This window comes from Vibrio sp. HI00D65 (assembly GCF_001635455.1).
GTDB lineage: Bacteria > Pseudomonadota > Gammaproteobacteria > Enterobacterales > Vibrionaceae > Vibrio.
The window spans coordinates 91,253-104,829 of the sequence record NZ_LWEH01000214.1 but is presented as its reverse complement, the minus strand read 5'-3'; the positions used below and the strand labels follow the sequence as shown (position 1 = coordinate 104,829).

The window sequence follows — 13,577 nt, the reverse complement described above, 5'->3', positions numbered from 1 at the left end:
AATGAAAAAAATACTTGCTACTCTGGCGATGTTTGCCACTTGTTCTGTAAATGCTTTAACACTCAGTGACTATGTACCAACAGACAGCGCTCTAGCTCAAGCAATTCACCTGACTTCAGAGCGTTTATCGAGAACAATGTCCTTAGATTTACCCGATAAAGACATATTAATTATCGATACATCAAAGACGGCCGAACATGACTATGAAGTCAACGAGCTCAAGCAGTATGATAGCTTACTCTTAGTTGGCGGTACCGAACATGTACAAAAAGCAATGATCACGCTATTTGGTTTTTCAGTCAGCGGCGATGCTTTGATAGTCGACAATATCAAGGGTCCAGAGCAAATTAAAGTCAAAAGATATGCACCAGATACGGAAGTACCTGTCCAGGAAAAAGCAATAGGACTTCTTAAAATGCTAAAATCTGAGAGTAAATAAAGCTCGACTACAATAAGTTATAACCAAGAAGCCGCTGAAGTCTAACCGAAGCGGCTTTATTATGTAATCAGAAGAACTATCAACCCCCTTTTTAGATGGAAATCCAACCTTTATAAAGTTGGTCGCATCTTAATTTAGTACTTGCCCATCCTTATAGTACTTGGGAGCGTGTAGCCAATGAGAATGCAAACGGGCTTTTAAGGCAATATGTTAAGAAAGGAACCGACTTAACAACGGTAGCAGACAGTGATATTGAATTCTCGGTATCACAGATAAATTATCGACCCAAAAAGTGTTTAGACTTCAATCAACAAGCGATTGTATTTAAAGAAATGGCATTGGCTACTTGATATTGGAGAGTATCGCACTTCGCAGTTGAATTCGGGTGACTGTTCTTAAGGAAGTTACGAAAAGAGGAATTAAGTGCACTCTATATAATTTTCAACTTATTCTTTAATTTCGAAATACCCGTGCTCATTGAAGATACTTGATTTTCAATGAAGTCAGGATCATGCTACTTACTATGAAAATGGTACTAACTCCTGAGCAAAAATAACAACTCGAACAGATACACAATACTGAGCGTGATCGTCGAGTATGCGACCGTATAAAAGCTGTCTTGCTAGCTTCCGAAGGATGGAGCCTAACCATGATATCTCAAGCCCTTTGTATCCATGAATCTACAGTTGCTCGTCATCTTAGTGATTATGCTCTATCTTAAAAAAACTTAAACCTGAGAATGGCGGGAGCCAGAGTCTACTTTTTGATACTCAGACGATGCAGCTCATCGGGCATTTGACTGAGAAAACCTACTTTCATACGCGTCAAATCATTACTTACGTCGAAGATGGTAAACCAGATAACCAAGACAACTTATTCGCTGGGAACCAAGCGGTAAGAGTGAGGCTTTGAAAAGAGATCCGAAAAAAACACGATTCACATTCGTACGTAATCGAATCTTTATTGTTCTTGGCTTCGTATTCATAGCGATTGTGGCATTGTTTCCATTGGTGTTCACTGCAAAAGCCCCTAAGTTAACGAGCTCGCTTCCATTGGCTAAAATGTTTTCTAGCGAAGTTTTAACTGTCTATTGTGATAATGATGAAGAGGCTAAATTAGTTGCAAAAGGCGTTAAGCTTTTGGTTTCTATGGAAGTTAAACAAGGTAGGTTAAGCCGATTGATCCTTGCTCACTCTCAGGAAAGCCTATCGATTGTAATACTCAAGCCATTGGCACCAACTGTCAATTTAGTGGTTTTGTTTGAATCTCCTCAATCAACGGATGATCTCGTAGGTGCAGTTAAAGCGGAGCTTAGTCGTTATGTTCACAAAAATAAAAGCATTTACTTTCTTCTTTTTTGTCTTTGTTTAATGTTTGCTTCTATTACACATAGCCTACGTTCGAAAACTAATGTTTTGGTCAATTCTACCACCCTTTATATGACAGTCGATGGCGGCTATAAGGCCACGAGCACATGGGCGTCGTGATCAGTGAGGATAATTTCGGGGCGGTTGCGGTTATAAAATAATCTGGACTCAATAACATCTTAGATATTTACACAAAGGGAAAATTCATTCGCAAGAGTGATGGCCTATTTAATGTAAGCTTAAGTGAAGAACGCGTTGATCATGGAGACATTGATTTTGAGCATGATGATGACATGCTTGTTTATGATAGATATGTAAAAGCACGAAAAAAGCTATCGTTTTTTAAATCGGTTTAAGTGGTTGAAGAGTTGCCGAACCGATATATGCTGATCATTTCAAATAGCCCTGTAAAGAAAATGGTCGCAGTGAAAATGGAACCACTGCCAATTGCAGGTTTTTATGATGACTATTAAGGTTTTAAACATGGTTTGATATTTTTTTTAGATTTATTTAATTATTATTAATTATATCAATATGGGAGGATGCATCTCAGTTTAATAGGAGATGTACTAACCATGACAAGATATTTAATATCAGTTTTTCTAATACTGTTCACATTTACTTTACGAGCTGAGGAGAACAGCTCCCCCCCCAAGATAATGAATTATAATGTTTATATGCTAGATCATCGTCTGGGCATCTTCGTTGGTGGTACGAATCCAAACAAACGAGCAGAGTTATTGGCGAACTCGTCGGTTTTTGATGATATCGACGTGGTTGTATTTAATGAAGTGTTCGATAACCAAGCGAGTCAGATACTTATCGATGCACTAGCTCAGAGATTTGGGTATCTCACGCCCGTTTTGGGCCGCACAAAGAATGGCTGGGATCATACTGAAGGTTGGCGTTCAACATCTCTTGATGATGGCGGCGTGATTGTATTCAGTAAATATCCAATTGAGTATAAGTCACAAGTGATTTTTAGAGATGGTTGCGGCGCAGATTGGGTATCCCAGAAAGGTTTTATACACACCGTCATTAATAAAGGTGGAGAGAGATATAATATTATCGGCACTCATGTTCAAGCTGACGATGATACCTGTAATATTCCTCCCTCTGTGGTTAGACAAGATCAGTTTGCACAAATAGAGAACTATATTTTCGGGGCAAACCGCTCAGCTGACGAAATGTTTTTTATTGCTGGTGACCTAAATGTAGCAAAGGACTCACAAGAGTTTTCCTCAATGCTCGAGACCTTAAACGTATCAGCGCCGACTAACTATGCTGGCGCGCCTTACTCATGGGACCCTGCTGTCAATGGTTTAGCTCACGCAAACTACCCAGATTCAAAAGGGCAGTTACTAGATTATGTTCTTGTTGAGCGTAGTCATAAGCAACCCAAGAACTGGCACAATCAAGTGTTAGATATCGTGTCGGATAGAGTTGCGTTGCCCGGCACACAGGAGTCGTATTACTTTTATGAGTATTCAGACCATTTCCCTGTCGCTGCATTTGAGTATGCAGATCAAAGCACGCCAACTCAGAGTGTGCGCCCAATCAATGAGCCGTATAACACAATCAGACTAAAGCATCGATTAACTGGCGAATATGTTTATGCAGATCCAAATGTGTCTAATGGCTGGCTTACCTACGGTCACGATGGAGAGCAATCCAACGCGAGGTTTAAGTTAGACAACTGGCATCCATATAGTAGTACTTGTATCCATGACCATGACTATGTGCAGATCTCAAGAACAGATGATTATAAAGATTACTACTGGACCTATAGTGGTAGTACGTATTACACAGAAGATCGCGATTCTTCTGACTTCATGAAGATTAGCCGCCTAACAGAATCCGATAGCTGCATCCAAAATGGTGATGTCGTATATATTTATGATCATGCTCATCGTCTCTGGTCATCCGCGAACAAATATCTTGAGCCTAGTAACCTGTATATCCAAGGGACTAAAGAGCTACCCGTTGGCGAAAATGGGCTGTTCATTATTGAGATGGACAACTTTGAATTCTCCGACTGGAAATCGAGTCTTACTTATAAATGAACATATCCTAAATGTTGATTTTTTATGAAATTACTTGATTGTCAGTACTATTTGACTCATTTGGTTTATTGTAAATAGTGAATCACTAGAGTGTGTTGGGTGATAGTCAGAGGTCAGGTTGGTTAGCCATCAATGCTGCCTCTAAGTTAACACCTTTTAAATAAAAGCCACTTTAGTGTGGCTTTTTACATTATAAAAAATTATCCAATTATCGGTTGGTTAGTAAATGGCTAGATTAATTTTTAAATTCATGATGTGTTGAAATTTAGTTTTTATAAATTTCCTTAATTAATAAAAACTGGTTGGAATAATTTTAGGCTTTAGTAAGATATTGAATTATGAACTTTGACGGATACTTTGAAAAAATACAAATTCAAATAGAGAAGGTCGATTCGCTAGAAGACCTGTTAGTATGGCGGAAGAGAATTAATATAGGGCATTCAGGTCTTTCTTTTCGTACTGAGCAAGGTCGTCTTATTTCACATTGTTATCGAAGGTTTAAGGAAGAAGACTCTAAAATTATCGATCTTCATTTTTCTTATGATATATGAATGAAATAGTGACTTCACTATTCTTCAGTTATTTTCAATAAAATAATATATTTTTTATTACTACTTTATTGTGATTATATTTTTTGGCTCGTTAATTTTGAAAGGCATCGATAATGATGTTAATGCAGTTAAAAGGAACGAGTGATGAAATTAAGAAGCTTCAGTCTAAGCTTGATAACAGTCTCTGTGTTATCAGGCTATGCTAATACATCTCCTATCCTTGGAATTGATGATACTTACTTTAAAGGCGCTGACGAGTACGTTTCGTACGACGACCCGGCGACAGCCTGCGATATATTTAATGCAAAAGTAGAATATATTAATAACCATCTAGAGCAGAAGTGTTTACCTGGGAAAATTGCGAACCTTTGTCAGCATGCAAGAATAGAAGATGGTCAAATTGAAGAACAGCTCATTATTACCTCTTAGAATGGTGCCTATGGCCCAGGTAAGGAAAAGTACAAGATCCATGGGCAGGTTGACGTCGCTCGTACTATCGATCTGTTGATGTTTTCTCAGTCAAACATGACTAATTATATTATGGCAGTTGACGGCAGCATGAATGTCTCACGTCAAACCCTTTCCGATGGAGGCCATTTTTTCGAGTGGGAAGATGCTTACAATCAGATGCACCGCAGAGCGGTTAATGAAGCCCCTAATGATCTAGAAGAGCAAATAAGGTTGACTTGGGAGTATTTAAGTGAGAGGTGCGAAAACAACGAACTAAACGATCACTGTCTTCCTCAACACCGTCATGGAAATCTGTTCGTGAACCAGCAAAGCTTTCTGAGCTCGAGTAATGTGAATAAAGAGATTTTGTTAGCTGAGAGTACGTCTTTTAGTTTTGATATTACGGGTTCTTTTGAAGCGAGCAAAGCAGATGGTCCGTCTGCTGGTCTCGCAGTAGGCTTTGGTTTTAACCAAACCAAAGAATCTAGTCAAACACACAGTATGTTGAATTACACCTCGGTTGATGAGGGCAATGATATCGGTCATTCCGTTATCCAGACTATTAATATAAAAGCAGTGGGGGAAGCCGGCTATTATGTAGATAACCCATCTTCAGAATTTTGGCATGTAAAGAAAGCTGCTGAAATCTGGGGTGAGGACCTTTATCGAGTTTATGATCTGAAGAGTTATGAGACTTGGCAGGAAAACGATAGTTGGCGACTCATTTAAAAATAAAGAGCTGATGATTAAGTTGGTTGGATTTGGTATCGAGAGAGAAGTAGTAGCCATCACCAATATCCATGATCCATCGCAGCGTCAGAACAATACTTACAGCAAAGGCGATAAAGCTGGCGATGATAAGGTAGCAGCTGTGCTAATGGATACGATTGCTCGTCAACTATAATACAACACAAATGGACTTTGCTGTGCACCGATTATTTTTCGAGTAGCCTGTAGTCTCAAAGGTTAAGCAAGCCACGGATTCGTTCGTGGCTTTTTTGATCCGCGCTAGACACATCCTACCTTTTCTAGAAATTTGGCTTCCCCTGCGGGACTAGAACGCGGGCGGCCAGCTCTGAGACATTGGTCTGGTACAAACCAGTCGCTTTAATACGCAAAAAGCCGCATCAGGTGATGCGGCTTCTTTAAATTTGGCTCCCCCTGCGGGACTCGAACCTGCGACATACGGATTAACAGTCCGCCGTTCTACCAACTGAACTAAGGGGGAATTGCTTGTTAGCGACGCGAATTTTAATAAGAGTCCTATTTTCTGTCAATAAAAAATAGTAGAAAAAAATTAGATAAATAACTTTACTTTCTCAAATGCCTTATTAAATCAGGCTTTGCTTTAGTTATCCACCAAAATTGTGGATAAGTGTGTGTGTGAAACTTTAACAACAATAGCTGGGGTAAATCTGAAAATGTAAAATTCGATCTAACTTAATGTACTTAAAGGGCTAATCGCAATTTATTACGATTGTATAACTTTTATTGATTACAAAGGGAACAGTAAAACAAGCGGTATTTTTAGATTTTTTGGGGAAAAGTAGTGGATTAAAATTCGAGTAATTTAGTTGAGGAAACTTTGCAGGGGCACGGATAATACCAAGTTCTAAAATTAAAAGCTATAACTGATCTCTAATCTTAAGATGCATTTCTCCAGATAATAGTTGCATCGACACTCCTCCTAGAGTGACAATGACCTGATTAAAAAAACAGTATGGAAATGGCGACCTATGAGTAAACTTTTTGATTTGGTATCGGACTACAGTCCGTCCGGTGACCAGCCGACTGCGATTACCCAATTACTAAATGGACTGGATTCTGGTCTTGCACATCAAACTCTATTAGGGGTAACGGGGTCGGGTAAAACCTTTACGCTTGCTAACGTCATTTCCCAATCTCAACGACCAGCAATCCTATTAGCGCCGAATAAGACGTTGGCTGCTCAACTGTATGGTGAGATGAAGTCTTTCTTCCCAAATAACGCTGTCGAGTATTTCGTTTCTTACTATGACTACTACCAACCAGAAGCCTATGTTCCAACCACGGATACATTTATTGAGAAAGATGCGTCTGTAAACGCTCATATCGAACAAATGAGGCTCTCGGCGACCAAGGCCCTATTAGAAAGAAAGGACGCCATTATCGTTGCGTCTGTGTCCGCTATCTATGGTTTGGGTGATCCTAAATCTTATTTGAAAATGATGCTTCATTTGAGCCGTGGAGAGATCATGGATCAGCGCGATATCTTACGTCGTTTGGCCGAACTTCAATATTCCAGAAACGATGTTGCTTTTGAGCGTGGTCAGTTCCGTGTTCGTGGTGAAGTGATTGATATCTTTCCGGCTGAATCGGACCAAGACGCAGTACGAATCGAGATGTTTGATGATGAAGTCGACTGTATCAGTATCTTCGACCCGCTAACTGGCACAATTAAACAAAGAGATTTGCCACGCTTTACGGTTTATCCAAAGACTCACTATGTGACACCGAGAGAAAAAATCCTTGAAGCGATCGAGAACATCAAAGATGAACTGCGAGATCGTGCCCAATACCTTAAGGATAATAACAAACTTCTCGAAGAGCAGCGCATATCACAAAGAACTCAATTTGACATCGAGATGATGACAGAACTTGGCTTCTGCTCGGGCATTGAAAACTACTCACGTTACTTGAGTGGTCGTGCTGAAGGTGAAGCGCCTCCTACATTATTTGACTATTTGCCTGATGATGGTCTGCTGATTATTGATGAGTCACACGTTACCGTGCCGCAAATCGGTGCGATGTATAAAGGTGACCGCTCTCGTAAGGAGACCTTGGTTGAATTTGGCTTCCGTCTACCGTCTGCGTTAGACAACCGACCAATGAAGTTCGATGAGTTTGAATCGATTGCTCCACAAACGATTTTCGTCTCAGCAACGCCTGGAAACTACGAGCTTGAAAAGTCTGATGGTGACGTCGCTGATCAGGTTGTCCGTCCAACGGGCCTGTTAGACCCGATTATTGAAGTAAGGCCAGTGGCGACTCAGGTGGATGATTTGTTGTCTGAAATCAGAATACGTTCAGAAAAAGATGAGCGTGTATTGGTGACGACGTTAACTAAGAGAATGGCAGAGGACTTAACTGAATATCTAACAGAACATGGTGTGAAAGTGCGTTACTTACACTCAGACATCGATACTGTTGAGCGTGTAGAGATTATTCGAGATCTCCGTTTGGGCGAGTTTGATGTGCTAGTGGGTATTAACTTACTTCGTGAGGGCTTGGATATGCCTGAGGTATCGCTGGTGGCGATTTTGGATGCTGACAAAGAAGGTTTCTTGCGTTCTGAACGCTCTCTGATCCAAACGATCGGTCGTGCAGCCCGTAACCTTGAAGGTAAGGCGATCTTATACGGTGATTCAATCACTAAATCGATGAAAAAGGCGATTGACGAAACAGAACGACGTCGAGAGAAGCAGCAGGCTTATAACGAAGAGCAAGGTATCACTCCACAAGCTCTGAAGCGCAACATTAAAGATATCATGGAGTTGGGTGATATCACTAAGTCGAAGCAACAGCGCCAATCTAAACAGGTGCCATTGGCTAAGGTGGCAGAGCCTTCTCAGAGCTATGCTGTGCTGACGCCACAACAACTCGATAAAGAGATCAGTAAGCTGGAAGCGGCGATGTACCAACATGCTCAAAACCTGGAGTTTGAGTTAGCGGCGCAGAAACGAGATGAAATCGAGCAGTTGAGGAAGCAGTTCATTACCAATAGCTAAATGTCGACTATATTGGTCAAACCTCCCTTTTGATTGTGCTCAGGACAAAAAAACAGCCAGTAGGAATTGTTCTACTGGCTTACGTTTGTGAACACTAAGTCCACTAACAACGTCAGTTGGCTAGGTGACCCGAAGGTCATCCTAACGACTGCATCCTTCATGCCATATAGATAAGATATTGATTGTTTGAAGTCGGTACAGAAATACAATACAAATATTGTGGCCAATTTGCATAATGCAAAGCGGAATGCGACTATAATAAGAAATGCAAATTATAAATGGCTGGGATATGCAATCAAAAACGCTAGATAACAAATCAAAGTATTTGTTGATGGTAGAGGATACCGCCTCGGTAGCAGCTTTGTACCGCTCGTATCTTACACCGCTCGAAATTGATATCAACATTGTAGGCACTGGCCGCGATGCAATTGAGAGTTTGAATCATCGAATCCCTGACCTGATTTTATTAGATCTACGTCTACCTGATATGACGGGGATGGACGTGCTATTTGCGGTTAAACAAAAGTACCCAGAGGTGCCTGTGATCTTCATGACAGCTCACGGTTCGATTGATACCGCAGTTGAAGCGATGCGTCATGGTTCTCAAGACTTCCTTATCAAACCGTGTGAAGCCGACCGTCTACGTATTACGGTCAACAACGCAATACGCAAAGCGACGAAATTAAAGAATAGTTCGGAACACCCTGGAAACCAAAACTATCAAGGTTTCATCGGCAGTAGCCAAACTATGCAGCAGGTGTACCGAACGATTGATTCTGCCGCATCAAGTAAAGCGAGTATTTTTATTACTGGTGAAAGTGGTACCGGTAAAGAGGTGTGTGCAGAAGCTATTCACGCCGCGAGTAAGCGTGGTGATAAGCCGTTTATCGCAATTAACTGTGCTGCGATTCCTAAGGACTTGATTGAAAGTGAACTGTTTGGTCACGTGAAAGGAGCATTTACAGGGGCGGCAACAGATCGTCAAGGCGCTGCTGAACTGGCTGATGGTGGCACCTTGTTCCTTGATGAGCTCTGTGAAATGGACCTTGATCTGCAAACTAAGCTTTTACGCTTTATCCAGACTGGTACCTTCCAAAAAGTGGGTTCGTCGAAGATGAAGAGCGTGGATGTTCGCTTTGTTTGTGCGACCAACCGTGACCCATGGAAAGAAGTACAAGAAGGGCGCTTTAGAGAGGATTTATACTATCGTTTGTATGTAATTCCTCTGCACTTGCCGCCATTGCGTGAGCGTGGTGAAGATGTTATCGAGATTGCATACTCACTGCTAGGTTACATGTCAGTGGAAGAGGGCAAAGCGTTTGTACGTTTTGCTCAGGAAGTCCTGGATCGTTTTAATCAATATGAGTGGCCGGGTAACGTTCGTCAGCTGCAAAACGTATTGCGAAATGTCGTGGTCTTGAACAACGGTAAAGAGATAACGCTTAATATGCTGCCACCACCGTTGAATCAACCGATTGAAAATAGCCTACGCTTGAAAGAGAAGCAGAGTGAAGACATTACGGTGAAAGATATTTTCCCACTGTGGATCACTGAAAAAACAGCAATCGAGCAAGCGATTAAAGCGTGTGACGGTAATATTCCGCGAGCGGCTGGTTTCTTGGATGTGAGTCCGTCGACTATCTACCGTAAGTTGCAAGCGTGGAACGCAAAACAGTAATCACCAAACGATAAGACATAACAATGACCAAAGTATTGAATCAGCAAAAAGTTGATGAGCTTGCCGGTGAAATAGGGCAAGAGAATGTTCCGGTGTTACTGGAGATCTTTTTAGGTGAGTTGAAAGGCTATTATGAGCACCTAGAGATCAATAAGGAGTCAGATACTTCAAAGTATTTAGCGGATATCAGCCATGCCCTAAAGAGCAGTGCTGCGAGCTTTGGTGCTGATTCTCTGTGTAGCTTCGCCATTGGTTTAGATAGCAAAGTAAAACAGTCACTTCCAATTACCGATGGTGATTTTGAAGATATGCAGTCACTGCTGCTTTCAACGTACACTGAGTACCAGCAATTGATGACGGATCTCTAACGTAGAGAACGACCACAGAAACTAAAAAAGGAGCATCGTGCTCCTTTTTTTGTTTGTCGCTTGAGCTGAGCTTATGCTTTAAGCCAGTTGAGCTTCGATTGCTTGCTGTAGTTTCACGCGATCATGACGCCAATCTCGATTCGCAGACGCAAGATCGGTGGTGACACAGTTCCATTGCCCTTCAAGTTCAGGGTGAGGCTCATTACCAAGAACAGTGTCTATTTTGCGGGCTTTGCAGGTACGTTCACACCACTCAAGTTGCTCCTCAAGTGTCATTTTACCCGCTGGGCCGTGTTCTGGTGATAAGTTTTCGACGAAGATTAGCTTAGCACGGGTATTTTCGGAAATCGCTTTCCCAATTTCTGGCAGCAGAAGTGGTGGCATCACACTGGTCAAAAAGCTGCCTGGCCCAAGCACGATGCAGTCGGCTTGTTCTACAGCAGCCACCGCTTCTTTTGTAGCAGGTACTTCTGGCGACAGATCCATCATGCGTAGTTTCTCAGTCATGTCATCGACATTGGTTTCGCCGGTTACCCAGTGGCCATCCATCGACAACGCGGTAAGGTCTGACGGGTGCTCAGTCATTGGGACGATATTGACATCGACCTTCAACATGTTGCGAATTAGGTTGATTGCTTCTAACGGGCGTACGGAAAGGTTGTCTAGCGCGGTTAGCATTAGATTGCCTAAGTTATGGCCATCGAGTTCGCCTTGTCCACGAAAACGATATTCAAACATCATAGAGCTGATTGACGGCTCTGTGATCAACTGATTAATACAGTTTCGGGTATCACCCCATGCAATGCCGCCTTGGCAATCTCGAATGCGTCCTGTGGAGCCACCGTTGTCAGTTGTAGCAACAATGCCGGTTGCGTTACCACCAAAATCTTTTAATGCCGCCAGCATACGACCTAAGCCATGGCCACCACCGATTGCGACCACTTTCTTTGAAGTGTAAATGTTCATTTTTTATTCGTGTTGTAGGATTACTAACTATAATTTAGGTTAAATGCTTCTCGCCAGATACTCAACAAGAGTTATTTTGAGCGTTTGACACGTTTTTTTTTGCCGGTGTGACTCGTTTTTTGTCATCAGAGCTAGATTCACGTACAAATATTAAGTATTTTATTACTCAGCTACTGCGCGTTCGAATATAACGTGTAGTTGCCATAACTCCGAGCTCTCGTATGCTAAGTCGCACAGTGGTATTTGCTGTAACGATACGCATCAAGAGCCAGTGACATGTTGTCACAAGGGCTTAATTGGAAATGATTATGCCTCCCGTGTTTGGAAAGGTGTTCCGTGGCGCAACAATTCGAAGATAGATTCCATCGCAAGTTTTATTACTTGCGCTTGTCGGTTACAGACGTTTGTAACTTTAAATGTACTTACTGCTTGCCGGATGGTTACAAACCGTCAGGGCAAAAAAACTCGTCTTTTTTGAGTGTTCCCGAGATCAAACGTGTCGTAAAAGCGTTTGCAGATTGTGGCACCTCAAAGATCCGCATTACAGGCGGAGAGCCGAGCCTGCGTAAAGACTTCCCCGAAATTATTCAAACCGTTGCCAACACTCCCGGTATCAAAAAAGTTGCTACGACAACTAACGGCTACCGCATGGCGAAACAAGTAGGAAAGTGGCGTGATGCTGGTTTAACTCACATTAACGTAAGCGTCGATAGCTTAGATCCGCGCATGTTCCATCAGATCACTGGTGAGAATAAGTTTACTGAGGTAATGCAAGGCATTGATAAAGCGTTTGAGGTTGGCTTTGAACAAGTCAAAGTAAACGTAGTATTGATGAAAGACCTCAATAGCCAAGAGTTACCTGCCTTCCTGAATTGGATCAAAGACAAACCTATTCAACTGCGTTTTATTGAGCTGATGAAAACTGGCGAGATGGATGAGTTGTTTGATAAACACCATGTGTCAGGTATCGCGATTCGTAACCAGCTTATTGCTAATGGTTGGTTACTGAAAGTGAGAGCCGTTAATGATGGCCCGGCGCAAGTGTTTGTTCATCCAGATTATAAGGGTGAAATTGGTTTGATCATGCCTTACGAGAAAGACTTTTGTGAGAGCTGTAACCGACTGCGCGTTTCTGCGACCGGTAAGCTGCACCTATGTCTGTTTGGCGATCACGGTGTTGAACTGAGAGATTTGATTCAAGAAGATCAACAAGAGCAAGAGCTCATCGATCGAATACAGTCTCAGCTACAAACCAAGTCCGTTAGCCATTTCTTACATGATGGCAACAGCGGTATGACTCCAAACTTGGCTTCAATCGGCGGTTAACCCGCACACACTCAAACGTATTTTATCGCTCAGCTTATTTAAGCTGAGCGAATCAGTCTAATCATTAAAAAATTTATAGGTGAACAAATGGGTCACGCAGAAAGCAAATTTCAAGCAGCAAACATTGCAGTACTAACGGTTTCAGATACACGTACAGAAGAAAACGATACGTCAGGTGGTTACTTAGCTGAGAGTGCTAAAGAAGCCGGCCACAACGTGGTTGATAAGCAAATCGTTATCGATGACATGTACAAGATCCGAGCGATCGTATCAAAGTGGATTGCTGATGAAAGCGTACAAGCGATCATGATTACTGGTGGTACTGGTTTCACTTCTCGTGACAGCACTCCTGAAGCGCTTAAGCCACTATTCGACAAAGAAGTAGAAGGCTTTGGTGAGCTATTCCGTCAAGTGTCTTACGAAGAAATCGGCACCTCAACAATTCAATCTCGCGCAATTGCGGGCTTTGCGAACCATACGGTTATCTTTGCAATGCCGGGCTCTACAGGCGCTTGTCGCACGGGTTGGACTAAGATCATCAAGCAACAGATGGATGCTAGCCACCGCCCTTGTAACTTTATGCCACACCTTTCTGTATAAGG

General features: G+C 42.0%; 12 protein-coding genes, 1 tRNA gene, 2 pseudogenes and 1 riboswitch. Of the genes and pseudogenes, 13 read left to right on the top strand and 2 right to left on the bottom strand.

All coding sequences use genetic code 11. The annotated features are described in order from the left end of the window. Position 1 precedes the first annotated feature (1 nt). From A3712_RS16070 to A3712_RS16040, 8 genes and pseudogenes are all read left to right on the top strand, one after another. Positions 2-439, top strand: coding sequence for a hypothetical protein (locus A3712_RS16070; RefSeq protein WP_063524251.1), 438 nt, complete (start codon positions 2-4; stop codon positions 437-439). Positions 440-582: 143 nt separating this feature from the next. Next, positions 583-789 (top strand): annotated as a pseudogene (locus tag A3712_RS26865) (IS30 family transposase); the annotation flags it as partial. A 218-nt stretch (positions 790-1,007) separates the two neighbouring features. Further along, positions 1,008-1,285: pseudogene (locus A3712_RS27865) on the top strand (helix-turn-helix domain-containing protein); the annotation flags it as partial. Between the two features lie 206 nt (positions 1,286-1,491). Then, on the top strand, positions 1,492-1,926 hold the full coding sequence (locus A3712_RS28385; RefSeq protein WP_231891831.1) for a hypothetical protein: 435 nt from the start codon (positions 1,492-1,494) through the stop codon (positions 1,924-1,926). 455 nt (positions 1,927-2,381) lie between these two features. Continuing rightward, the gene (sph, locus tag A3712_RS16055; RefSeq protein ID WP_269451427.1) at positions 2,382-3,869 is read left to right on the top strand and encodes a sphingomyelin phosphodiesterase; all 1,488 of its coding nucleotides are present in this window, start codon (positions 2,382-2,384) and stop codon (positions 3,867-3,869) included. A 695-nt stretch (positions 3,870-4,564) separates the two neighbouring features. Beyond that, positions 4,565-4,849 carry a hypothetical protein gene (locus tag A3712_RS28380; RefSeq protein WP_231891829.1) on the top strand — a complete coding sequence of 95 codons (285 nt, stop codon included), beginning with the start codon at positions 4,565-4,567 and terminating at the stop codon, positions 4,847-4,849. Between the two features lie 78 nt (positions 4,850-4,927). Continuing rightward, the gene (locus A3712_RS28375; RefSeq protein WP_231891828.1) at positions 4,928-5,599 is read left to right on the top strand and encodes a hypothetical protein; all 672 of its coding nucleotides are present in this window, start codon (positions 4,928-4,930) and stop codon (positions 5,597-5,599) included. Positions 5,600-5,612: 13 nt separating this feature from the next. Beyond that, the gene (locus A3712_RS16040) at positions 5,613-5,774 is read left to right on the top strand and encodes a hypothetical protein (RefSeq protein WP_231891827.1); all 162 of its coding nucleotides are present in this window, start codon (positions 5,613-5,615) and stop codon (positions 5,772-5,774) included. A 248-nt stretch (positions 5,775-6,022) separates the two neighbouring features. Here the strand turns inward: A3712_RS16040 and A3712_RS16035 are convergent. Then, positions 6,023-6,098 (bottom strand) — tRNA-Asn (locus A3712_RS16035). A gap of 508 nt (positions 6,099-6,606) precedes the next feature. Between A3712_RS16035 and uvrB the strand changes: the two genes are divergently transcribed. The 3 genes from uvrB (at position 6,607) to luxU (ending at position 10,683) form a co-directional block, all read left to right on the top strand. Next, on the top strand, positions 6,607-8,637 hold the full coding sequence (gene uvrB, locus A3712_RS16030) for an excinuclease ABC subunit UvrB (protein WP_063524248.1): 2,031 nt from the start codon (positions 6,607-6,609) through the stop codon (positions 8,635-8,637). A 289-nt stretch (positions 8,638-8,926) separates the two neighbouring features. Next, complete coding sequence (gene luxO / locus A3712_RS16025; protein ID WP_063524247.1) at positions 8,927-10,315, top strand: quorum-sensing sigma-54 dependent transcriptional regulator LuxO; 1,389 nt, start codon at positions 8,927-8,929, stop codon at positions 10,313-10,315. 23 nt (positions 10,316-10,338) lie between these two features. Next, positions 10,339-10,683: a quorum-sensing phosphorelay protein LuxU gene (luxU, locus tag A3712_RS16020; RefSeq protein ID WP_004737341.1), complete on the top strand. Its 345-nt coding sequence runs from the start codon at positions 10,339-10,341 to the stop codon at positions 10,681-10,683. Positions 10,684-10,761: 78 nt separating this feature from the next. On the opposite strand, the gene A3712_RS16015 is transcribed toward luxU, so the two are convergent. Continuing rightward, positions 10,762-11,649, bottom strand: a complete 888-nt coding sequence (locus tag A3712_RS16015) for a YvcK family protein (protein ID WP_063524246.1) — start codon at positions 11,647-11,649, stop codon at positions 10,762-10,764. Positions 11,650-11,844: 195 nt separating this feature from the next. Then, positions 11,845-11,997: riboswitch (molybdenum cofactor riboswitch) on the top strand. Here A3712_RS16015 and moaA point away from each other — a divergent pair. Next, on the top strand, positions 11,986-12,975 hold the full coding sequence (moaA, locus tag A3712_RS16010; RefSeq protein WP_063524245.1) for a GTP 3',8-cyclase MoaA: 990 nt from the start codon (positions 11,986-11,988) through the stop codon (positions 12,973-12,975). (Overlaps the previous riboswitch by 12 nt.) Positions 12,976-13,062: 87 nt before the next feature. Next, positions 13,063-13,575, top strand: a complete 513-nt coding sequence (gene moaB, locus A3712_RS16005; protein WP_063524244.1) for a molybdenum cofactor biosynthesis protein B — start codon at positions 13,063-13,065, stop codon at positions 13,573-13,575. The last annotated feature ends 2 nt before the right edge of the window (positions 13,576-13,577 follow it).

Bases quoted from the DNA above. Each gene is read 5' to 3' on its own strand.
- A3712_RS16070 (WP_063524251.1), top strand. From the start codon at position 2: ATGAAAAAAATACTTGCTACTCTGGCGATGTTTGCCACTTGTTCTGTA.
- sph (WP_269451427.1), top strand. From the start codon at position 2,382: ATGACAAGATATTTAATATCAGTTTTTCTAATACTGTTCACATTTACT.
- A3712_RS28380 (WP_231891829.1), top strand. From the start codon at position 4,565: ATGAAATTAAGAAGCTTCAGTCTAAGCTTGATAACAGTCTCTGTGTTA.
- A3712_RS28375 (WP_231891828.1), top strand. From the start codon at position 4,928: ATGTTTTCTCAGTCAAACATGACTAATTATATTATGGCAGTTGACGGC.
- A3712_RS16040 (WP_231891827.1), top strand. From the start codon at position 5,613: ATGATTAAGTTGGTTGGATTTGGTATCGAGAGAGAAGTAGTAGCCATC.
- uvrB (WP_063524248.1), top strand. From the start codon at position 6,607: ATGAGTAAACTTTTTGATTTGGTATCGGACTACAGTCCGTCCGGTGAC.
- luxO (WP_063524247.1), top strand. From the start codon at position 8,927: ATGCAATCAAAAACGCTAGATAACAAATCAAAGTATTTGTTGATGGTA.
- luxU (WP_004737341.1), top strand. From the start codon at position 10,339: ATGACCAAAGTATTGAATCAGCAAAAAGTTGATGAGCTTGCCGGTGAA.
- A3712_RS16015 (WP_063524246.1), bottom strand. From the start codon at position 11,649: ATGAACATTTACACTTCAAAGAAAGTGGTCGCAATCGGTGGTGGCCAT.
- moaB (WP_063524244.1), top strand. From the start codon at position 13,063: ATGGGTCACGCAGAAAGCAAATTTCAAGCAGCAAACATTGCAGTACTA.